Origin of the sequence: Devosia salina, assembly GCF_019504385.1 — a bacterium.
In the GTDB taxonomy this organism is placed as follows: domain Bacteria; phylum Pseudomonadota; class Alphaproteobacteria; order Rhizobiales; family Devosiaceae; genus Devosia; species Devosia salina.
Genome location: NZ_CP080590.1, coordinates 477,362 through 497,935, shown reverse-complemented (window position 1 = coordinate 497,935; position 20,574 = coordinate 477,362). Strand labels below are relative to the sequence as shown.

Annotated in this window: 23 protein-coding genes, 1 tRNA gene and 1 pseudogene; 10 read left to right on the top strand and 15 right to left on the bottom strand. The window is 65.0% G+C overall.

The features are described from left to right. Position 1: 1 nt before the first annotated feature. Positions 2-808 carry a transglutaminase family protein gene (locus K1X15_RS02435; RefSeq protein WP_220305914.1) on the top strand — a complete coding sequence of 269 codons (807 nt, stop codon included), beginning with the start codon at positions 2-4 and terminating at the stop codon, positions 806-808. A 61-nt stretch (positions 809-869) separates the two neighbouring features. On the opposite strand, the gene K1X15_RS02430 is transcribed toward K1X15_RS02435, so the two are convergent. Then, positions 870-1,805, bottom strand: a complete 936-nt coding sequence (locus K1X15_RS02430) for an AEC family transporter (protein WP_220305913.1) — start codon at positions 1,803-1,805, stop codon at positions 870-872. 162 nt (positions 1,806-1,967) lie between these two features. On the opposite strand from K1X15_RS02430, the gene glpD reads away from it, so the two are divergent. The 3 genes from glpD (at position 1,968) to K1X15_RS02415 (ending at position 5,467) form a co-directional block, all read left to right on the top strand. Then, positions 1,968-3,455 (top strand): glycerol-3-phosphate dehydrogenase, encoded by a 1,488-nt coding sequence (gene glpD, locus K1X15_RS02425; RefSeq protein WP_220305912.1) that lies wholly within the window; start codon positions 1,968-1,970, stop codon positions 3,453-3,455. A gap of 156 nt (positions 3,456-3,611) precedes the next feature. Further along, the gene (gene glpK / locus K1X15_RS02420) at positions 3,612-5,102 is read left to right on the top strand and encodes a glycerol kinase GlpK (protein WP_220305911.1); all 1,491 of its coding nucleotides are present in this window, start codon (positions 3,612-3,614) and stop codon (positions 5,100-5,102) included. A 59-nt stretch (positions 5,103-5,161) separates the two neighbouring features. Beyond that, on the top strand, positions 5,162-5,467 hold the full coding sequence (locus K1X15_RS02415) for an alkylphosphonate utilization protein (protein ID WP_220305910.1): 306 nt from the start codon (positions 5,162-5,164) through the stop codon (positions 5,465-5,467). 6 nt (positions 5,468-5,473) lie between these two features. On the opposite strand, the gene K1X15_RS02410 is transcribed toward K1X15_RS02415, so the two are convergent. After that, positions 5,474-6,304: a DUF1499 domain-containing protein gene (locus K1X15_RS02410; RefSeq protein ID WP_220305909.1), complete on the bottom strand. Its 831-nt coding sequence runs from the start codon at positions 6,302-6,304 to the stop codon at positions 5,474-5,476. A 77-nt stretch (positions 6,305-6,381) separates the two neighbouring features. Next, positions 6,382-7,011, bottom strand: coding sequence for a pyridoxamine 5'-phosphate oxidase (gene pdxH, locus K1X15_RS02405; RefSeq protein ID WP_220305908.1), 630 nt, complete (start codon positions 7,009-7,011; stop codon positions 6,382-6,384). Positions 7,012-7,123: 112 nt separating this feature from the next. Here pdxH and K1X15_RS02400 point away from each other — a divergent pair, with 112 nt between their 5' ends. Next, positions 7,124-8,074, top strand: coding sequence for a DnaJ C-terminal domain-containing protein (locus K1X15_RS02400; RefSeq protein WP_220305907.1), 951 nt, complete (start codon positions 7,124-7,126; stop codon positions 8,072-8,074). Between the two features lie 37 nt (positions 8,075-8,111). Here K1X15_RS02400 and K1X15_RS02395 read toward each other — a convergent pair whose 3' ends face one another. Beyond that, positions 8,112-9,050 carry an L-threonylcarbamoyladenylate synthase gene (locus tag K1X15_RS02395; RefSeq protein WP_220305906.1) on the bottom strand — a complete coding sequence of 313 codons (939 nt, stop codon included), beginning with the start codon at positions 9,048-9,050 and terminating at the stop codon, positions 8,112-8,114. Between the two features lie 63 nt (positions 9,051-9,113). Between K1X15_RS02395 and K1X15_RS02390 the strand changes: the two genes are divergently transcribed. From K1X15_RS02390 to K1X15_RS02375, 4 genes are all read left to right on the top strand, one after another. Beyond that, on the top strand, positions 9,114-10,040 hold the full coding sequence (locus K1X15_RS02390; RefSeq protein WP_220305905.1) for a histone deacetylase family protein: 927 nt from the start codon (positions 9,114-9,116) through the stop codon (positions 10,038-10,040). 31 nt (positions 10,041-10,071) lie between these two features. After that, positions 10,072-10,323 (top strand): exodeoxyribonuclease VII small subunit, encoded by a 252-nt coding sequence (locus K1X15_RS02385; RefSeq protein WP_220305904.1) that lies wholly within the window; start codon positions 10,072-10,074, stop codon positions 10,321-10,323. 131 nt (positions 10,324-10,454) lie between these two features. Then, on the top strand, positions 10,455-11,054 hold the full coding sequence (locus K1X15_RS02380) for an SCO family protein (RefSeq protein WP_220305903.1): 600 nt from the start codon (positions 10,455-10,457) through the stop codon (positions 11,052-11,054). Beyond that, on the top strand, positions 11,051-11,785 hold the full coding sequence (locus tag K1X15_RS02375) for a TlyA family RNA methyltransferase (RefSeq protein ID WP_220305902.1): 735 nt from the start codon (positions 11,051-11,053) through the stop codon (positions 11,783-11,785). The genes K1X15_RS02380 and K1X15_RS02375 overlap by 4 nt, the downstream gene beginning before the upstream one ends. 123 nt (positions 11,786-11,908) lie before the next feature. Here the strand turns inward: K1X15_RS02375 and K1X15_RS02370 are convergent, their stop codons facing one another. From K1X15_RS02370 to uxaC, 4 genes are all read right to left on the bottom strand, one after another. Then, entirely contained in the window at positions 11,909-12,430 is a 522-nt protein-coding gene (locus tag K1X15_RS02370) for a CAP domain-containing protein (RefSeq protein ID WP_220305901.1), read from the bottom strand. A gap of 5 nt (positions 12,431-12,435) precedes the next feature. Then, a complete protein-coding gene (locus K1X15_RS02365) occupies positions 12,436-13,287 on the bottom strand; it encodes an aminoglycoside phosphotransferase family protein (RefSeq protein ID WP_220305900.1) in 852 nt (283 codons plus the stop codon). An 80-nt stretch (positions 13,288-13,367) separates the two neighbouring features. Then, positions 13,368-13,865 (bottom strand): hypothetical protein, encoded by a 498-nt coding sequence (locus K1X15_RS02360; protein WP_220305899.1) that lies wholly within the window; start codon positions 13,863-13,865, stop codon positions 13,368-13,370. A 64-nt stretch (positions 13,866-13,929) separates the two neighbouring features. Next, positions 13,930-15,348, bottom strand: coding sequence for a glucuronate isomerase (gene uxaC, locus K1X15_RS02355; RefSeq protein ID WP_220305898.1), 1,419 nt, complete (start codon positions 15,346-15,348; stop codon positions 13,930-13,932). 220 nt (positions 15,349-15,568) lie between these two features. Between uxaC and K1X15_RS02350 the strand changes: the two genes are divergently transcribed. Continuing rightward, positions 15,569-15,733 (top strand): hypothetical protein, encoded by a 165-nt coding sequence (locus tag K1X15_RS02350; protein ID WP_220305897.1) that lies wholly within the window; start codon positions 15,569-15,571, stop codon positions 15,731-15,733. A gap of 198 nt (positions 15,734-15,931) precedes the next feature. Here K1X15_RS02350 and K1X15_RS02345 read toward each other — a convergent pair whose 3' ends face one another. From K1X15_RS02345 to K1X15_RS21190, 7 genes and pseudogenes are all read right to left on the bottom strand, one after another. Then, positions 15,932-17,743 (bottom strand): bifunctional diguanylate cyclase/phosphodiesterase, encoded by a 1,812-nt coding sequence (locus K1X15_RS02345; protein WP_220305896.1) that lies wholly within the window; start codon positions 17,741-17,743, stop codon positions 15,932-15,934. Between the two features lie 227 nt (positions 17,744-17,970). After that, positions 17,971-18,046, bottom strand: a tRNA-Phe gene (locus K1X15_RS02340). Between the two features lie 378 nt (positions 18,047-18,424). Then, a complete protein-coding gene (gene yacG, locus K1X15_RS02335) occupies positions 18,425-18,604 on the bottom strand; it encodes a DNA gyrase inhibitor YacG (RefSeq protein ID WP_220305895.1) in 180 nt (59 codons plus the stop codon). Further along, the gene (locus K1X15_RS02330; protein WP_220305894.1) at positions 18,604-19,242 is read right to left on the bottom strand and encodes a Maf-like protein; all 639 of its coding nucleotides are present in this window, start codon (positions 19,240-19,242) and stop codon (positions 18,604-18,606) included. Before K1X15_RS02330 ends, yacG begins: the two co-directional genes overlap by 1 nt. A gap of 15 nt (positions 19,243-19,257) precedes the next feature. After that, positions 19,258-19,476, bottom strand: a complete 219-nt coding sequence (gene infA, locus K1X15_RS02325) for a translation initiation factor IF-1 (RefSeq protein ID WP_046103343.1) — start codon at positions 19,474-19,476, stop codon at positions 19,258-19,260. Positions 19,477-19,628: 152 nt separating this feature from the next. Next, positions 19,629-20,030: an arsenate reductase/protein-tyrosine-phosphatase family protein gene (locus K1X15_RS21195; protein WP_276315321.1), complete on the bottom strand. Its 402-nt coding sequence runs from the start codon at positions 20,028-20,030 to the stop codon at positions 19,629-19,631. Positions 20,031-20,096: 66 nt separating this feature from the next. Further along, positions 20,097-20,570 (bottom strand): annotated as a pseudogene (locus K1X15_RS21190) (UPF0262 family protein); the annotation flags it as partial. Between the last annotated feature and the right edge of the window lie 4 nt (positions 20,571-20,574).

The following is a 20,574-nucleotide window of genomic DNA, read 5'->3' as shown; positions in this document are numbered from 1 at the left end:
CATGCGTATAGAGATCGAGCACAAGCTGACCCTGTCTCTGCCCCCGGGCCCGTCGCCGCTGGTGCTGCATCTGCTGCTCACGCCCGCGAGCGGACCGACGCAGGCGGTCGAGAGCTGGAGCGTCGAAGTTGGGGGCATCGGCAATGCCGGACGCTTCCGCGACGGTTATGGCAATGCCGTGCACCTGGTAAACCAGAGCCGCCACGAAGACGAGGTGAGCCTGGCCGCCCGTGGCGTGGTGACGACCCGCGACACCAATGGCGTATTGGGCCGCCCCGCGGGCGAGCCGGTGCCTGCGCTCTACAAGCGCATGACACCGCTGACCAGGGCGCCGGTCACGGTGTGGGGCAAGTTCCGCAACGCCAAGGACAACCGGCTCGACGTGCTGCATGGCTTGATGGCGCGAGTGGGCGAAACGCTGGGGCTGCCCGAAGACGCGGAGCCGCAAACGCAGATGCAGGCAAATGGCGAACAGGCCCAGGTCCAAAGCCAGTCCGCTGGTGCGGAGCGACCGGCGGCCCTCGATTATGTCCATCTGTTCGTCGGTGCGGCGCGGGCCCTCGACATTCCGGCGCGCCATGTGACCGGCTATGTAGCGGCGGGCGATGGCGAGGCGGGCGGGTTGCACGCCTGGGCAGAGGCCTTCGACGACAGACTGGGCTGGATCGGGTTCGACGCCTATCACCAGCTCTGCCCGACCGAACGATATGTGCGCCTGGCAGTGGGGCTGGACGCGGAAAGTGCGCAACCCCTGCGCACCGTGCCGGTGGGCGAGATCAGCCAGACGGCGGCGGTCAAGGCGAGCTAGTTCAGGCCGTTCAATTGCGCCCTGCCTGACCTTCCCAGCAGGGAAATGGCAGCAGAACGCATCAATGGCTCAGCACAAACAACCATCCCGTGATCGTCAAGGCGGAGAGTACCGTGCTGATCAGGATTGTATTGGCGGCGACGCTGACGCCACGATCATAGAAGGTGGCAAAGACATAGATGTTGATGCCTGCGGGCATGGACGAGAGCAGAATGCCATAGCGCGCGATGTCCATGGGCACATGGAACACAAAGATCATCAGCACATAGGCAATGGCCGGGTGGATGATGAGCTTGATGAGCGAGGCGACCAGCGCCTGCTTCCAATTGTCCGAGAGCTTGAACTCGTTGAGCGCCCCGCCAATGCCGAACAGGGCCGCCGGCACCACCGCCTGCCCGATCATACGGAAGAAGGCGGCGACGGGCTCGATGAGTTCAATGCCGAGCAGGGACATGGCAATGCCCCCGAGAATGCCCCAGATCAGCGGATTTGAGCCGACACGGCGGACGGCGAGCACCAAGGTGGGTCCCAGCGGCTGCCCGTCGCGGCGCGTGAGTTCCATGGTTACCATGCCCAGGGTGAGCAGGATGGCCCCATGAAGGCCGATGATGGAGAGGGTGACCGGCAGCGCCCCCTCGCCATAGGCGCGCGTCATCAGCGGCAGACCGACAAGCACCGTATTGGTGAAGGTGCCGGAAAAGCCGACCGACACGGATTCGCCGGGGCGGTTCCTGAACACGCGCCGCGCCAGGAGTATGCCGAGGACGAAACAGACAAAGGCGCCGAGATAATATGGGCCGATGATGCCGATATTGAAGGCGGCGCGGAAGTCGCTGGTGCCGATGGAATAGAACAGAAGGCACGGGGTGGCGAAATTGTTCACGAAGGCGATGAGCGCCTTGACCCCATCGGCCGGATAGAGGTGCTGACGCACCGCCACATAGCCCAGCGCGATGAGCGCGAAGATGGGCGCGATAACAGCAAGAATGGATAGCATCGGCCGACGACCCGGGCCCGGAAGGAGACACACCCTGCCCTATCCCCCGGGCGGAACAAGGTCAATCTCCATCTTGTATGGAAGAATGATACGAAATATTTCTGCTACCAAAACGAAAGCACATGCGTTAAAAACGAACCAACCTGAAAGCGGACGGAAGCTATGCTGGACATTTTCGTGATTGGCGGCGGCATCAATGGCGCCAGCGTGGCACGCGACGCAGTCGGACGCGGTTTCACGGTGGGGCTGGCCGAGATGAACGATCTGGCCTCGGGCACGAGTTCGGCGGCGACCAAGCTCATTCATGGCGGGCTGCGCTATCTCGAGCACTATGAATTCCGTCTGGTGCATGAAGCGCTGGCGGAGCGGGAAGTGCTGTGGGCGGCGGCGCCCCATATCATCTGGCCGCTCCGGTTTGTGCTGCCGCATCACAAGGGTCTGCGCCCCGCCGCAGTGCTGCGCGCCGGCCTGGCGCTCTATGACTATATGGGCGGGCGGCGGCTCCTGCCGCCGACCAAGACGCTCGATCTGACCCGCGACGCGGCCGGCAAGCCGCTCAAGCCCGGCTACAAGCTGGCCTTCGAATATTCCGACTGCTGGGTGAACGATGCGCGCTTCGTGGTGCTCAATGCGCGCGACGCTGCAGACCGGGGCGCGGACGTGCATGTGCGCACCAAGGTGGTTTCAGCCCGCCGCGAGAAGGGCGCCTGGACGATCGAGCTTGATGGCGAGGCGGGGCGGCAGACGGTTCAGGCCCGCATGCTGGTCAACGCCGCCGGGCCCTGGGTGGACGAGGTGATCAATGGCGTGATGGGCAAGAACGGCGCCCACAATGTGCGCCTGGTCCAGGGCAGCCATATCGTGGTGAAAAAGCTCTACGACCACGACCGCTGCTATTTCTTCCAGAACAGCGACGGGCGCATCTTCTTTGCCATTCCCTATGAGGACGACTTCACCCTGATCGGCACGACCGACCGGGACTACAAGGGCGATCCCAAGGATGTGGCCATTACGCCCGAAGAAACGGACTACCTGCTCAAGGCGGCCAGCGAATATTTCGCCAAGCCGGTCACGCCGGATCAGATCGTGTGGAGCTATTCGGGCGTGCGGCCGCTCTATGACGATGGCGCCAGCGCTGCGCAGGAAGCCACGCGGGATTATGTGCTCAAGATCGACGGTGATGCAGCGAGCGGCGCGGTGGTCAATGTGTTCGGCGGCAAGCTGACCACATCGCGGCGGCTGGCCGAGTCGGTCATGGAAAAGATCGAGGACGTTCTGGGCAAGAAGGGGCCGGCCTGGACCGCCAAGAGCACCTTGCCGGGCGGTGATTTCGGGCCCAAGAGCTTTGACGCCGAAGTGCGGCGGCTGGGACTGGACTATCCGGGCATGCCCGCCGGGCTGTTGCGGCGCCTGATGCGTCTCTATGGCACGCGGGCGCGCTCGGTGCTCGGAGAGGCGAAGTCCGAGGCGGATCTGGGAACGCATTTTGGCGCCGATCTCTATCAGCGCGAAGTCGATTATCTGGTTGCACAGGAATGGGCCCGGACGGCACAAGATGTGCTGTGGCGGCGCACCAAGCTGGGGCTCAAGGTCGGGCCCGAGGATGTGGCGCGGCTGGAGGCTTATCTGGGCGAAAGCGTCACCGCGTAGCGATGCCCAGCACAGAGGTGGGGTCCGTATGGCTGTGCGCAGCACGTCTCCCCACCCTGCTCGATCAAACCGACTTGGCAGGCCAAGTCCTATCTCGCTTCCCTCCCCACTTCGGGGGAGGATGAAGAAAGAGCCGAACGGCCGGGGGAGGCAATCATGACAAAATACATCCTGGCGATCGACCAGGGCACCACGTCGAGCCGGGCGATCGTGTTCGATGGCGAGCGCAAGATTGCCGGGACCGGCCACAGGGAATTTACCCAGCACTTTCCGCAGGACGGCTGGGTCGAGCATGATCCGGAGGAAATCTGGGACAGTGTCGTCTGGTCAATCAAGACGGCGATGGACGCTGCCAAGGTCACGGCCGGCGACATTGCGGCCATTGGCATCACCAATCAGCGCGAGACGGTTGTGATCTGGGACCGGGCGACCGGCCAGCCCATCCACAATGCCATTGTCTGGCAGGACCGGCGGACCGCGGCTTACTGCGCAGAGCTCAAGGCGGGCGGGCATGAAGCCACGGTCACTGCCAGAACCGGGCTACTGCTCGATCCCTATTTCTCCGGCACCAAGGTCAAGTGGCTGCTCGACCATGTCGAGGGCGCCCGCGCGCGGGCCGAAAAGGGCGAGCTGGCGTTCGGCACCGTGGACAGTTTCCTGATCTGGCGCCTGACCGGGGGCAAGGTGCACGCCACCGACGCGACCAATGCCGGGCGGACGCTGCTGTTCGATATCGGTACCAATGGCTGGGACGAGGAGCTGTGTGCCCTGTTGGAGGTGCCCATGGCCATCCTGCCAGAGGTGAAGGACTGCGCCGACGATTTCGGCACGACCGAAACCGACCTGTTCGGCGCCGCCATCCCCATTCTCGGCGTCGCCGGTGACCAGCATGCCGCCACGATCGGCCAGGCCTGTTTCGAGCCGGGCATGGTCAAGTCGACCTATGGCACCGGGTGCTTCGCCCTGCTCAATACCGGCGCCGACATGGTGCCCTCGCAGAACCGGCTGCTCACGACCATTGCCTACCGGATCGATGGCAAGACCACCTACGCTTTGGAAGGCTCGATCTTTATTGCCGGTGCTGCCGTGCAATGGATTCGCGATGGGCTCAAACTGGTGAGCCATGCCAGCGAAACCGGGCCACTGGCCCGTTCCGCCGACCCCAGCCAGAATGTCTATATGGTGCCTGCCTTCGTGGGCCTGGGCGCCCCCTGGTGGGACGCCGAAGCCCGTGGCGCCATCTATGGCATCACCCGCAATACCGGCCCGGCCGAGATCGCCAAGGCGGCCCTCGAGGCGGTGTGCTACCAGACGCGCGACCTGCTGCAGGCCATGCGCAAGGACTGGACCGGTGGTGGCAGCGAAACCGTGTTGCGCGTCGATGGCGGTATGGTGGCTTCGGACTGGACCATGCAGTTCCTCGCCGACATCCTGGATGCGCCGGTGGACCGGCCGACCATTCTGGAGACCACGGCGCTGGGCGCGGCCTGGCTCGCGGGGATGAAGGCCGGGGTGTGGCCCGGCATGGCAGAGTTTGCCCGCGGCTGGGCCCGCGACCGTCGCTTCGAGCCGGTGATGGACCAAGCGACCCGCGACACCAAGGTCAAGGGCTGGGACGACGCGGTGCGCCGCACGCTGAGCCGCTAACAGGTCGGCCATGGTGGCGGCGCTTGGCAAAGCAACGCGCAACTGCGATAGAGCCGCCCATGAGCCAAGATGATGAAGACTACGTCTATGACGAAGCAAGCGGCGAGTGGCGCCCGGCTTCCGAGATGACAGCTGCCGCGCAACCACAGGCCGTCGTCGTGCGCGATGCCTCGGGCACCGAACTGGCCGACGGGGATTCAGTGGTGCTGATCAAGGATCTCAAGGTCAAAGGCGCGGGGCAGACGCTCAAGCAGGGCACGGTGATCCGCTCCATCCGGCTGACCGACAACCCCGAAGAGATCGATTGCCGGCACGAGGCCATCAAGGGACTGGTGCTCCGCACCGAGTTCGTGCGCAAGCGCTGACCCTGGCTAGCCGCCATTGCCGGTTTCGACCTCGGGGGCCGGGACATCCGGCTCGGCGGGGACGGGCTGGTTGATGTTGGGATTGTCGCGCAGGAAAGCGGTCACCTCATCATCCAGCGCCACCAGGAACGCGCTGATGCGCAGGCCGTTCGACCCCAGATCGTGCAGGGCGCCGATCGAGGCCGATCGCATGTCGACCGCCGCGCCACCGGCCGCGGGTGCCACGCGGAACACCGCCTCCTCCCGCCAGCCGAGCAGGGTCATGATCCGCGCATTGAGGCGCCCCGGCTCGCCGCCGGGGCCGGGCTCACGGCGCTGGCGAATATCCCAGCCCTGCGCCTCGACCATGTGCTCGACAATGGCAAAGAGCTGCAAGGCATCGAGCGGATAGGTGCGGGTCGTGGCATTGGGGAAGAAGCGCTGCTGTTCCTCAGGCGTCAGCAGGCGCGGCGGCGCCATGGTGGCAGTGTCGGGCTCGAACACCAGGGGCAGGTCGGTCCGCGGGGCAGTGGCGATGTCGGTGACGATGGGGTAGCGCAGGGCCAGGGACCCGTAATAGGCGAAAGGCGAGAGGCAGAGGAGGCCGAGCACAAGTCCGGCCAGCGCCCTGCCCCAACCCTGGTCTCCGGTCTGCCACAGGCGCGCCAGGGCGATGAGTGCCGAAACGACCGCCAATGCGGCCACCGCGCAGGCAAAGAGGGCAACGACGAGGAAAACTCCGGAGTCCAGATAGCGCTCGCGATGCATGATCACTGGCACGATGGCGAGCGGAACCGCCAGTCCGCCCAGCCGCCGCGCCAGGACCGCCCATTTCGAGGTTCTGATCAATATCCGCACGAAGTCTCAATCCCCTGACCGGGGCCGACAATAACGGCAAGGTCTTTCGCTTGTTTGAATAATAGCGCCGGAAGGCCTCAAGGATAGAGCCTGACGCTGGCCCAGACGTCGACGGGGCTGGTGCGGGTGAAGCGAACCCGATCATGCAGGCGGAACTCGCCATCCTTCCAGAACTCGATGGACGTCGGCACCAGCCGGAAGCCTGACCAGTGCGGGGGGCGGACCACATCGCCCTCGCGCACCCGGCCGCCCATTTCGTCAACCTCCGCAATCAACTGCGCGCGGGAGGCGAGCGGGCGCGACTGCAGGGACACCGAAGAGGCCACCTGGCTGCCCCGGGGGCGGGAGGCAAAATAGGCGTCCGCGTCCTCGGGCGTCACCACCTCAACACTGCCCCGCATCCGCACCTGGCGCCGAAGGCTCTTCCAGTGCATGACCATGGCCGCCTGGGGGTTGGCCAGGAGCTGCTGGCCCTTGGCGCTTTCGAAATTGGTGAAGAAACAGAAGCCCCGGGCGTCACGCCGGTTGAGCAGCACCATGCGCACATCGGGCAGGCCAGTCTCGTCGGCGGTCGCCAACGCCATGGCATGCGGATCGTTTGGCTCGCTCTCCTGAGCCAGCGCATACCATTCCTCGAAGATGGCAAAGGGATCGAGATCGGAGCGGTCGCTATCGTCAAAGAGCCGTTCGGTGAGGGTCTGCAGCATATCGATATTTCCTGCGCGTTGCCCGCGCCATAACTGGACAAGGGCCGGGGGCGTGGCCATATAGGACTTCAAGTACGGGGCGAACAATGCCCCAGATCAAAGATTGGACCCTATGCGCGATCCTTACACCGTACTTGGGGTGACGCGGTCCGCAAGCGAGAAGGACATCAAGTCCGCCTATCGCAAGCTGGCCAAGAAGTACCACCCTGACCAGAATCCTGACGACCCTACGGCGCACGGCAAGTTCGCCGAGGCAACCCACGCCTATGACCTGCTCAGCGACAAGGACAAGCGCGGACAGTTCGACCGCGGCGAGATCGACGCGGAGGGCAATCCGCGCTTTGCCGGTTTCGGCAATGGCTTTGGCGGCGGCCGTGCTGGCGCGCGCCCGGGTGCCGGCCCCGGTGCAGGTGGCTTTTCAGCCGAAGACATCCTCAAGGAGTTCATGAGCGGTTTTGGCGGTCAGCCGCGCGGCGGAGCACGGACGTCGGCCGGCGGCGCCCAATGGGACCCGTTTGCCGGTGCTACCGCAGGCGGGGCGGGAGCCCGCATGGGCAAGGGCGACGACATCGTCGTCAATGTTGCCGTTTCGCTGGAGGACGCGCACAAGGCCGCCTCAGTGCCGGTGCGCATGCCCTCGGGCAAGGTGCTGTCGGTCAAGCTTCCCGACAAGGTCGAGGAAGGCCAGCAGATCCGCCTCAAGGGCCAGGGCTCGCCCAGTCCCTATGGCGAGCCGGGCGATGCTCTGGTGACCGTGCGCTTTGAGAAGTCGAAGACCTTCCGTAAGGACGGCCATGACATTCGCACCGATGTGCCGGTGACGCTTTACGAAGCGGTGCTGGGTGCCAAGGTGAGGGTGCCGACGCTGGACGGTTCGGTGGAACTGACCCTGCCCCCGGGCGTGGATACCGCAAAGGCCCTGCGCCTCAAGGGCAAGGGCCTTTATGGCGATGGCGACCTCTATGTGAATATCCGCGTGGTGCTGCCACCCGGCGGGGATGCCGACCTCGAGGCCCTGGCACGTTTCATGCGCGACCAGAAGCCCTACAAGGTGCGCGACTAGGCGGGGCCCGGAGCGGCGTTGACGCGTCCTGCTCCCCTCAGTTCCTGGGGGCCGCCGCTCGCCGCAACCGATCATTGATGGCTTCGCCCAGGCCCGTTTCGGGGATCGGGGCGACGGCAATCATTGGCGCTCCCGTGGCGTCGAGCTCATGCAACATGGAAAAGAGATTGCGGGCGGCCTCGTGCAGGTCGCCGGTTTCGGACAGGTTGCGCACGAGGCTGTTGTGCGGCGCCGGGGCGCCAAAGGCCAGATAGGCCTCGCCGGGCATGGGCGCGGTGTTGAGCCGCATATTGGCGTTGGGCGCGTAGTGGCTGAGCAACATGCCGGGAGCCGAAATCGCGGCCCCTTCTGCCGCCTGCTCGACCGGCAGGCCCAACCGCGTCTCGATCTCGCTCCGCGCCAGGGCGCCGGCGCGCAGCTGGACGATCCGATCCCCATCGATGGCCAGAATGGTAGATTCCACACCGGACTTGCAGGGGCCGCCATCGAGCACCGGCACGGCCCCGCCAAATCCCTTGCGGACCTGTTCGGCCGTGGTGGGCGACAGCTTGCCGGATGGGTTGGCCGACGGCGCCGCCAGAGGGCGATCGGCCGCACGCAGCAGGGCCAGCGCCACGGGGTGGTCCGGCACGCGCAGCGCCACCGTGTCGAGGCCCGCAGTGGCGACATCGGCCAGCCCATGGCCCGGCCGCAGCGGGAGGACGAGGCTCAACGGGCCGGGCCAGAAGGCCTCCGCCAGGCGACGGGCCAGCGGCGAGAAGTTCGCCAGGCGCTCGGCCATGGCCAGATCGGCGCAATGCACGATCAGCGGATTGAAGCGCGGCCGGCCCTTGGTCTCATAGATCGAGAGGACCGCATCGGGATCGGTGGCATCGGCACCCAGACCATAGACCGTCTCGGTGGGAAAGGCGCAAAGCTGCCCCGCGCGCAGCAGCGCGGCGGCGTCCTCGATGGCTTGATGGTCTATCACGGTCATGAGCCGGTGTTTGACAACAGGCCCGGCCCGCGTCAAGACGGGCAACGCAACCTGGAGAGCCCCTTGACGACGCTATTGGTCAGCCAGCCCAATTTCGCCGACCACCAGACCCCGCAAGGCCATCCCGAATGCGCCGACCGCATTCGCGCCGTCGAGGCCGCACTGGCCGGGTCGCGTTTCGCAGCGCTCAAGCGCCGCAATGCGCCCTATGGCGACCTGATGCTGGCCGAACTGGTGCATGACAGCCGCTATCTGGGACGCCTGCGCGACGCGCGGCCGGCAGAGGGCATCGGCCAGCTCGACGCCGATACTTTCGTTTCCGATGGCTCGCTGGACGTCGTCGCGACGGCGCTGGGCGGGGCATTGGCGGGTCTCGACGCTGTGCTGCTGGGCGAGGTCGACAACGCCTTCTGCGCCATTCGCCCGCCCGGTCACCACGCGGAAATCTCAACGCCCATGGGGTTTTGCCTCATCAACACCATTGCCGTCGTGGCGCGGGAGGCGCAGCGGAAATATGGGGCCGAGCGGGTGGCGATCGTCGATTTCGACGTGCATCACGGCAATGGAACACAGGACATCTTCAAGGATGATCCAAGCGTTCTTTACGCCTCGAGCCACCAGATGCCGCTTTATCCAGGCACCGGGAAGCCGAGCGAGACCGGGGTGGGCAATATCGTCAATGCGGCGCTGGCGCCCCATTCGGGGGGCGCTGAAATGCGGGCAGCCTATGACGATATCCTGTTGCCGGCGCTGGACAATTTCGCGCCGGACCTGCTGCTGATCTCGGCGGGATTTGACGCGCATATCCGCGATCCACTGGCGCAGCTGGAATGGGTGGACGAGGATTTTGCCTGGGTCACGGGGAAGTTGATGGAGGTGGCGGGGCGGCGGTGCGGCAACCGGATTGTGTCGCTGCTCGAAGGTGGCTATGACCTCAAGGGGCTCGCCGGGGGTGTGCGCCAACACGTGGCGACCCTCCAGGGGTACTGAAATGAACGCATTCTGAACGAGCGGGACGACAATGGCCGAGACAGCACATGACGACGTCAAGACACTGAGCTTCGAGGCGGCGCTGGAACAGCTCGAACAGATCGTTGCCAAGCTCGAAAGCGGCAAGGCGCCGCTGGCCGAATCCATCGCCATCTATGAGCGCGGCGAAGCGCTGAAGGCGCATTGCGAGACCCTGCTCAAGACGGCCGAGGCGCGGATCGAGAAAATCACGCTCAATCGCGAGGGTCGCGCCACCGGTACCGAGCCGCTGGACGCTGGCTGAGGCAGCTCGGCAAGGACGACACCCCCTCCTAGCTGCGCTATGGCCTTGCGGCCAAGCTTTGCTACCTCCCCCATCAAGGGGGAGGTGTTCGTCCGGTGGAAGTTGAACGATCGAGGCAGTACGGACCGCTCATGACGACGAACACGACCCTTCGCAATTTCCGCATCGTGTTGTGGGTGCTGGTGGTGGTGGCGGCCATCGCGGCGACGGCGCTCTACATGTTCCGGCCGCCGCAGCGCCCGCTGGGGATCAACGGACAGGAATTCGCCCTGACCTCGACCAAGGGTGGCAGCTTCACCCAGGCCGATCTGGTGGGCACGCCGAGCCTCATCTTTTTCGGCTATACGTTCTGTCCCGATGTGTGCCCGACCACGCTGGCCGAAACCACGGCCTGGCGCGCGCAACTGGGGCTGAGCGCGGATGATTTGCGCATCATCTTCGTGACGGTGGACCCGGAGCGCGACACGACCGAAATGGTCAAGGCCTATGTCGAGGGGTTCGACCCGAGCGTGATCGGGCTTGTCGGCACGCCCGAGGAGACGGAGAAGGCCAAGGCGGCCTTCGGGGTGTTCTCGGAAAAGGCCGGCGACGTGGAGAGCGAATTCTACCTCGTCAACCACACGGCCCTGACCTTCCTGATCGACAAAGACGGCTCGTTCGAAGGCACGATTGCCTATGAGGAGGCGAGCGACACGGCGCTGGCCAAGATCGACAGGCTGGTCAAGGGGTGAGCCGTATCCGGCTCGACCTGGCCCTCGAACAGCGCGGGCTGCTGCCCAGCCGGGCGCGGGCCCGCGATGCCATCCTGCGCGGCACGGTGTCGGTCAATGGCGCGCCTGCGAAAAAGCCCAACCAGATGGTGGGCGAGGACGACGTGCTCGTGCTCGAGGACCCGGCCTCGAGCTATGTCTCGCGGGCGGCGCTGAAGCTGATTGCCGGGCTTGAGGCCGGCGCCATCAGCGTTGTGGGCAAGACCTGCCTCGATGTCGGCTCATCGACGGGCGGGTTCACCCAGGTGCTGCTGGAGCGCGGCGCGGCAAAGGTGTTCGCCGTGGATGTGGGGCATGACCAGTTGCATGAAAGCGTGCGGCACGCCCCGCGCGTGGTGAGCCTGGAAGGCACCAATGCACGCGATCTCGACCCGGAGCTCATCCCGGAGCCGATCGACCTCCTGGTCTCGGATGTGAGCTTTGTGTCGCTAACCAAGGTGCTGGCGGCGCCGCTGGCGCTGTGCGGCCCCGGGGCCGAGGCGGTGATCCTCTATAAACCGCAGTTCGAAGTGGGCCGGGAATTTGTCGGCAAGGGCGGGATCGTGTCGGACGCCGCGGCGAGCGAGCGAGCGCTGGGCGCGGTGGTGGCGTTTGTCGAGGACGCGGGGTTTGCGCTGCGTCAGACCGTCATTTCGCCGATCGCGGGGGGCGACGGGAATGTCGAGACGGTGCTGGTGTTTAGGCGGGTGTGAGGCGCTTCCGGCCCGGCTTCCAGTGCGTTGAGAGAACCCCTCACCCTGATTTTCTGCTGAACGCAGAAAATCTGTCCCTCTCACAAGGGGCGAGGGGGAGACGATGAGCATGAACCTACGGCCCTAAGCCTGCGCCCAGGCCTCGAAGGGGCCGCCGGCGATGAGGGCCCAGTAGAGCTTGCCCGAGCCGGTGCGGGCGAAGGCGAGGCCGAATTCGGTGAAGCGGTTGGAGAGCAGGGTATTGCGGTGGCCCTGCGAGGCCAGCCAGCCCTCGATGGTGGCCGGGAGGGTCTTGTAGCCCTTGGCGACGTTCTCGCCCACGGCGAGCTGGTAGCCCGCCTCGGTGACGCGCTGGCGCAGGGTGACGCCCAGATTGTGGCTGAGGGTATCCTTGCTGGCCATGAGCCGGGCCTGGGAGCGGGCGGCCGCCTCGAGCTGGCCATTGTAGACCCAGGGGCCGGCGCCATTGGCGCGGCGCACCGCATTGATGGTCGAGATGATCTGGTCGCGCGTCAGATCCTCGGGCCGGTCGGAGACCTTGGCCGGGAGCGGGGGAATGGTGGAGGCGCAAGCCGAGAGCACGGCGCCGCCCGCGAGAACGAGGACGGCACGACGCGAAAGGCGGGACGTGGCGGAATTGGACAATTGGGTCAGGCCTGATCGTATGCGCTGAGAAGGTTGGGCAGACAGGCCAGAAGGCCGGTGATGGGCTGGCCCTCTGCCAGGTCCCAGCAGGCGGAAAGGGCGGCATGCGCGGCGGCCCAGCCCAGAATGCGCTTGCGCGGATAGCCCAGACGCTGGGACAGGATATCGGCCCGCGCGGCGATGCGCTGCGGATCGGCCGCGATGTTGTTGGCCTGCTTGGGATTGATGAAGACATTGGCCAGATCATAGGCCGGGTCGCCCAGGACGCCCTTGGGGTCGATGGCCAGCCAGCCGCGATCGGAGGACAGGATATTGTCGTGATGCAGGTCGCCATGCAGCGGCAGCTGCGCGGTGGGTCGGTCGAACAGGCGCAGGGCTATGCCGCTGGCGCGCGCATAGAGGTCGCGCGCCGTCTGCGGCCAGGCCCGGACATCGGTCTTGAAGAGGGGCTGGAAGCGCTCCCGCAGCGGTTGCAGATCGGGCAATTCGCCATCGCGCGGGCGATGAAGGCTGGCCACGACCGTGGCAATGGCGATGGTCGCTTCGTCGTCGCGGCCGGCGCGGACGGGATCGCCCAGCGTGCCGCCGTCGAGCCATTCCATGAAAATGGTATCGCCATGGATATCGAAGACGGTGGCCGCACCATCGCCAGCATACCATTGCAGGAGGCGAGCCCCCCTGCCCTCCTCCTCGGCGACGACGGGCTTGAGGATTTTCAGGGCCGCGAAGTTGCGGCCATTCTGCTCGACGCGGAAAATCCAGCTGCGCGGCGTTTCGGCCACGGGCGAGGACTTGGTCAGCGACCAGCGGATCATGGCGCGACTGAGCGCCGTTTCGACGGGAGACTGATTCACCATGACGCCATTAGAGCAGAAGCGGAGAAACGATTCGATGGGTCTCACGCAGGTGGCGGGTAAAGATGGTGGGAGTGGGGCGGCTACTGTGCGAGCACACCCCAAGCGAGGACGCCCCCCCAAATTATGAAGCCAAAGCTCGCTACGGCTGCGGCAACGGCCAGTACGTGGGCTATCCCGCCAACAACTCTTCGCCAACCCGCGCCAGTCGTTGAATCAACGTATGGGTGGTCCCACTTGTGCAGCTTGCGCATGGATGCCTGTGCGTAGAAGTACTGAGCGACGTAAGCAAGTGCAGCACAAATAGCCCCAGAAACCGCACTGGCCGCCAACAGAAACACGGGAGCAACAAGCGCCTTGGCCAAAATTGGCTCGGAGCCATAAATGCTACCCACAAAGGCAAGGCCAACCACAACGGCGCCACCCGTGGTAAGCGTTATGGCCTTAATCGCGCCTTCAGCGAACTTCAACGCGCTTTCCAGCATAACCTTTTGCCAGTCAGAATCCCGGGCATGCGCCCGCAATGCAGCATCATGATTCAGCTGCCACGCGATTTGACGGGCGCCGTTCTCACTGTCCATTTCAGTTGGGCCCCCAACACATCTCTAATAGAAGTAGTGCAGTCTCCCCGAAATTCAACTGAGGTTACTTGATCCTGTAAGCGTCTTTCGCCGCCTGGTAGCTCAGGTGCACGGCGATCTCTTCGGCGCTGGCCTTGCTGAGGCGGTGTTCGGCGACCCAGCCGGCGAGGAAGCCGCAGACCTCGCGGCGCCAGACATCGTGGCGGGCGGGAATGGAGAGCAGAGCGCGGGTGTCGTCGTTGAAGCCGGCGAGATTGTAGAAGCCGGCGGTTTCCACAACCTGGTCGAGATAGCGGCGAATGCCCTGCGGGCTATCATGGAACCACCAGGGCGGGCCGATCATCAGTGAGGGCCAGTAGCCCGCCATGGGGGCCAGTTCGCGGGCATAGGTGGTTTCGTCGAGCACGAACATGATGAGCCTGAGGTTCGGCTCGTTGCCGCAGCGGCTGAGCAGCGCCTTCATGCCGCCGACATAATCGGTGGGGCCGGGAATATCGGCGCCCAAATCGGCCCCGCGCGTGGCGAACAGCAGCGGATCGGTGTTGCGGCGCGAGCCGGCATGGATCTGCATGACCATGCCGTCCTCGACCGAAAGCAGCGCCATTTCGGTCAGCATCTGGGCACGAAACAGCTCGGCATCATTGGCGTCGTGACGACCGGCCAAGACCTTGTCGAGCAGGGCCTGCTTTTCGGCAAGGGGCAGATCGGCGGTGTTGGCGGTGGGGACGCCATGATCGGTGGCGACGGCGCCGAAACGGCGGAAATATTCGCGCCGCTTGCGATGGGCGTTGATCAGCCCATCCCATTTGCTGATGTCCTCGCCGGTCAATTCGCCGAACCTGTGGAGGTTCTCGACAATGGCGGCGCGGCTGGGATCGGTCACGTCATCGGGGCGATAGGTGGTGCGCACCTGGCCGATGAGGCCCTGATCGAGCATGGACTGGTGATGGGTGAGCGGATCGAGCGCGAATTCGGTGGTGGCGATGACTTCCACCTTGAAGCGCTCGATAATGGCGCGGGGGCGCAGGTCCGGCGCGCCCAGCTGGGCATCGATGGCGTCATAGATGCTGTCGGCGGTGGCGCCGGACAGTTCCTCGGTGATGCCGAAGACGGCATGGAAGGAATGATCGATCCAGGTCTTGGATGGGGTGCCGGCGAACAGGAAGTAGTTCTCGGCAAACAGGCGCCACGCCTTGCGCCCATCGGTTTCGACGGGCTGGCCATCCTTGCGCGCAATGCCGAGCGCATCATAGGAAATGCCCCGGCTCTTGAGCATGCGCAGCACATAGTGATCGGGCGTCAGGAACAGGGCCGTGGGACTGGCAAAGCGCTCATTGGCGGCAAACCAGGACGGGTCGGTATGGCCATGCGGGCTAACAAGCGGCAGGTCCCGGACGGCCGGATAGAGGTCACGCGCGATGGCGCGCGCCGGCTCGGACGCGGGAAAGAGGCGATCGGGGTGGAGATGGCTGGGCTGGGTCATGGCGGTGGTTGTGCCATGTTCGACCGGCGGTTTCAATATCTTCCATACAAGATGCAACTGGATCGCGTTTGAAACAAATTAACTGCGTTGCAAGGCTTGGCTACGCGGCCGGTGGCGCCGGGTCTATCGTGGACGCATCAGGGTGAGAACAGCCCAGCAAGGCGGCTGCCCGGCAGGACAACATGGCGTTCAGACAACGCCAGGTGCGGCGGGGTGGAGCATGGCTAATCTTTCAGAGCATTTCGGAAGCGAACTCGCCTCGGTGCGGCGGGCCGTGCGGCGCAGCGCCCATGCGCAGCATGCCCGACTGATGCTGGTGGCAGCGGGACTGAGCGCCTTTGGCATGGTGGCCGTGGCGGCAACACTGCTGATCCATGTCACCTGACCCTTGAACGGGCGATAGCTGCACTTATCTAGATAGGCAAGGAAGCGCGGTTCCCCCCAAGCGCGCTTCTCCAGAGCTCGGCATTTCGTGGACGGGGCGCGGTCCCTCCCCCGGCGACCCGTGACCATGCCGCCAGAGCCCAAGGCCCGGCCCTCCCCCGAGGTGCCGGGCCTTTTTCATGCCCGGCGCGATGACCGATCAGGCATTGGCGCGGGCGCGCGGGCGCAAAGGCAGCTTCTGGCCGAACAGGCGCAACATCTGAGTGGCGTCGCTGGCCGGCACCGGCCGGGAGAACAGATAGCCCTGCCCGATCAGGCAGCCGAACTGGCGCAGCACAGCGACCTGCTGGGTGGTCTCGATACCCTCGGCGATGACCTTCATGTCGAGCCGCCGGGCGATGTCGAGAATGGCGCGGACGACCACGCCGCTGGACGGATCGCTGCCCAGCTTTTCAACGAAGGAGCGGTCGATCTTGATGACGTCGACGGGGAAGCTCAAGAGGTGAGTGAGCGAGGCAAAGCCGGTGCCGAAATCGTCGAGCGCAACCAGGATGCCCTGTTCGCGCAGCGCTTCGACGGCACGCGGCACGGCCTGATCGCTGCCGCCCATGAACACCGATTCATTGACCTCCAGCACCACATGGCTCAGCGGCACCTGATGGGCACCGAACAGCGTCGTGACGCGCTCGGCCAGGTCGCCGCGCATGAAATCGCCGGTGGTGACATTGACCCCGACATGCTGGAACGGAATGCCGGCATCGAGCCAACCGCGAATGTCGCGCGCCACCTGTTCGAGCATCTGCCCGGTGAGGTGGTAGGCGATGCGCGGATCGGCGAGGGCGGCATGGAAGGCGCCGGCCGACACCACGCTGCCATCGGGCATGACCAGGCGGGCCAGCGCCTCGAGCCCGACGATCTCGGCGGTTTCGAGCCGCACGATGGGCTGATAGTGCGGGATGACCCGGCCCTGGGCCATGGCCGCATCGAGCTGGCGCACCATGGAGATGCGCTCTACCATGGCGGTGCGCAGATCGGGACGGAAGCCGACATAATTGCCGCGATGGGTCTGCTTGGCCTGGTAGAGCGCGAAATCGGCGTTCTGGCAGATGGTGTCGGCATCTTGCCCGTCCACGCCATAGAGCGCGCCGCCAAGCGTCACATGCGCGTCGATGCTCTGCTCGCCCACCAGGACCATGCCGGAGACGGAGGCCAGGACGCTCCTGGCCGCGATTTCGAGCGCCGCGTGATCGGCGCAGCCGATGACCAGCATGGCCATTTCGTCGCCGCCCAGCCGGAAGGGCAGGATGTCGGGGCCGCAGGCCGCCAGACGCCGGGCAATGGTGCGGATGAGCGCATCGCCGGCCGCATGGCCGATGCTGTCATTGACCAGCTTGAGATGATCGATATCGAGCAGCAGCAGGCCAAAGGGATCCCCGACCAGGGTGCGCTCGGCCAGCTGGGCGTTGAAATGGGCGCGATTGGGCAGTTCGGTCAGGACGTCGAAATAGGCCAGGTGGTGGTTCCGGGCGCGCACGCGTTCGTGCTCGATGGCCAGGGCGCACAGATGTACGCAGGTGTCGACCAGCTGATGCTCGAACGCGGTCGGGCCGCGCCTTGTGTCGTAATAGAAGGCGAAGGTGGCGATGACCTTGCCGTCGGCATCGAAGATGGGACTGGACCAGCAGGCGAGGAGCCCCAGTGGCAGGGCCAGGGCCTTGTAGTCCGCCCAGAGCGGGTCGGTCTCGATATCGGTGACGATGACCGGTTCCTTGCGCCAGGCGGCCGTGCCGCAGGAGCCGGCACAGGGCCCGATGGCCACGCCATTGATCGCCGCCGAATAGGCAGGCGGCAGGCTCGGCCCCGCCAGCGGCCGGACAATGCCGGCCTCGTCGATCAGCAGGATGGAGCAGATGACGCCGGCGGCAACGCCTTCGACCCGCCGGCACAGCATGGCGCCCACTTCACCCAGATCGACCCCGCGCGCGACGGCTTCCAGGACTTCCGTCTGCACGCGAAGCAATAGTTCCGTACTGCCCGACACCATCATCCGCCCTCAAAGGTACAGAAACAGCAATCTAGACTGCGCCGCGTAAAGGGAGCGTTTGCACTCGCATAAAAGTTTATTGATTTATACTTGGGAGGGATGGGGATAAGTCCCAAGACCGGCCAACCCGACAGGAGGCGACGCACGCCATGGAGGGGCGAGCATTCACATCGGTGGCACGTGTTGGGAAAAAGTGGTGCCCAGAGCCGGAATCGAACCAGCGACACGCGGATTTTCAATCCGCTGCTCTACCAACTGAGCTATCTGGGCATCGGGCCGTTGCGGCGGTGCCGCGAGCCACCGGCCTTATAGGGGAACGGATTTTGCCGCGCAAGCGCGAAAACGCGGTGTGGATAAAGGGATTTGGAGAGGTGGGTGATGGGCCTGCACTATCCGGCGGACGGCGCGCCACCCCCACCTAGCTCCGCTATGGCCCTATGGGCCGAGCTGCGCTACCTCCCCCATCGAGGGGGAGGTGTGAAGGGCCGCTGGAGCTAGTCCTGGCCCTTGCCTTCTTCAATCGGCTCGCCGTCGCGGAGCCACCCCCACCTAGCTCCGCTAAGGCCCTATGGGCCCAGCTGCGCTACCTCCCCCATCAAGGGGGAGGTGAGCAGCAACCGACAGATCGGGGTGAAGACGAGCGAAAGGCTAGTTCTCCTCGCCGTCCGCATCAGGCAGCGGCTCGTCATCCCTGGCGGGGATGACGTAATTGCCGGTGAGCCAGCGGTTGAGGTCGATATCGGCGCAGCGTTTCGAGCAGAAGGGCTTGAACTCGTCCACGGCCGGCTTGCCGCAGATGGGGCATTTTTTGTGCGGCGTTTCCGGCATCACACGCCCGACAGGCTCGACTGGTTGAGCCAGTTGAAATGCACGGGATAGCCTTCGCCGGCGAGGAGCTGGGCGGTTTCGTGCAGCGGCAGGCCGACGACGGCGGAATAGGAGCCGACCAGCTTGACCACGAAGGCGCCGGCAATGCCCTGGATGGCGTAGCCGCCGGCCTTGTCGCGCCATTCGGCACTGGCAAGATAGGCTTCCATTTCCTTGCCCGAGAGGCGCTTGAAGCGGATGCGGGTTTCGACAAGGCGATGGCGGCGCGCGCCCGAGGGGGTGATCAGCGTCACCCCGGTATAGACGCGGTGGGCCCGACCCGAGAGCAGGCGAAGGCAATCGGCTGCCTCCTCCATGGTCTCGGCCTTGGGCAGGATGCGGCGCCCCACGGCGACCACGGTATCGGCAGCCAGCACCATGGTATTGCCACCAAAGCCGGCGACGCTGGCCTTGTGCTGGGCGGTGAGTGCCTTGAGGTCGGCCAGACGTTGCGCCAGCTTGCGCGGCAATTCGCCCTTTTCGGGAGTTTCATCGACATGGGCCGGCACCAGATGCTCGGGCTCGATGCCGATCTGGTTGAGAAGGGCGAGCCGGCGCGGCGAGGCGGAGGCCAGAATCAGGTCGGGACGTCCGGCCATGGCGCGGGATGCCCCTTATTTGAAGCGATAGGTAATGCGACCCTTGGTGAGGTCATAGGGGGTCATTTCGCACAGCACCTTGTCGCCGGCGAGAACGCGAATGCGGTTCTTGCGCATGCGCCCGGCGGTGTGGGCGATGATTTCATGGTCGTTTTCCAGCTTCACGCGAAAGGTCGCGTTGGGAAGCAATTCGGTGACCACGCCCGGAAATTCGAGCACTTCTTCCTTGGCCATACTTTCTCCTGAGAAGGCCCCCATGCGCCATTGTTGGCTGGCCGGGGCCGCAAAATCGGGCGGAACCTACTTCAATTCATCGGTTTTGTGAACCACCCGCCCGAGGGTCCACCTTGCGGGCCGCCAAGCGGTGCAGAACCTGGCCCCGGCCGTCAGCCAACCAGCGGCTCCAGACGGGCCCGCACCCGCTTGCGCAGATCGTCCCTGAGGGCCCGATAGGCGTTGAGCACCACCTCGCGACTGCCCTCGACCAGGGAAGGATCGTCGACCTTCCACTCCTCGAGCGCACCCATTTCGAGACCCTTGCGGCGGACCGCGTCGGGGGCGTCGTCGGAGAGGGTGATGACGAGATCGAAATGGTTGGCGACCAGTTCATCCAGGATATGTGGCGTGTGCACGCTCATATCAATGCCGATCTCTTCCATGACCTCGTAAACGAACTGGTCGGCCTTGCCGCCATTGACGCCCACAGAGCGGGCAATGAGGCGCCCGGGAAAGGCCTGGCGGGCGAGGGCCGCGGCGATGGGCGAGCGCACCGAATTCATCGAGCACACGAAGAGCACGGTGGGCAGTTCGCTGGTCGCCTCGTCGATGCGACTGGCATAGGGCTGGACCGCGCAGATGAGGGTGAAGAGGCGCCGGGCGGTGTTGAGATCGATGATGATCTTGTTGGTGAGGCGGGCGCGCAGCAATTCTGCGGCCTCGTTGTGCATGCCGCGCCGGGCCATGTCGACGGTTTCGATCTGGAAAGGCTGGGCCGAACGGATGGCCTCGTAATAGGCATCGCGGATGCGGAAATAGTCGCGGATCAGCCGGCGGAACGGGGTCAGCGAGAGGTAGTGCGCGGCGATGGGCTGGAAGGTCTCGGGGTTGCGCACGTCGAGCAGGATGTAATTGCCGATGATCGACATGTGGAGCGCATAGGGCCCTTCGGCGGTGACGCGGGCGGGCTTGAAGGAATTGTCCTCGAGCAGGTCATAGATGGCGATGCGCCATTCATGCACCTCGTCGGGATTGATCGAGGTGATGGTGTTGGGGTCGAGTGTGACGGTGACCAGCCTGTTCCGGTCGGTCGCCGCCTGCTCTGTGCCCATGGAA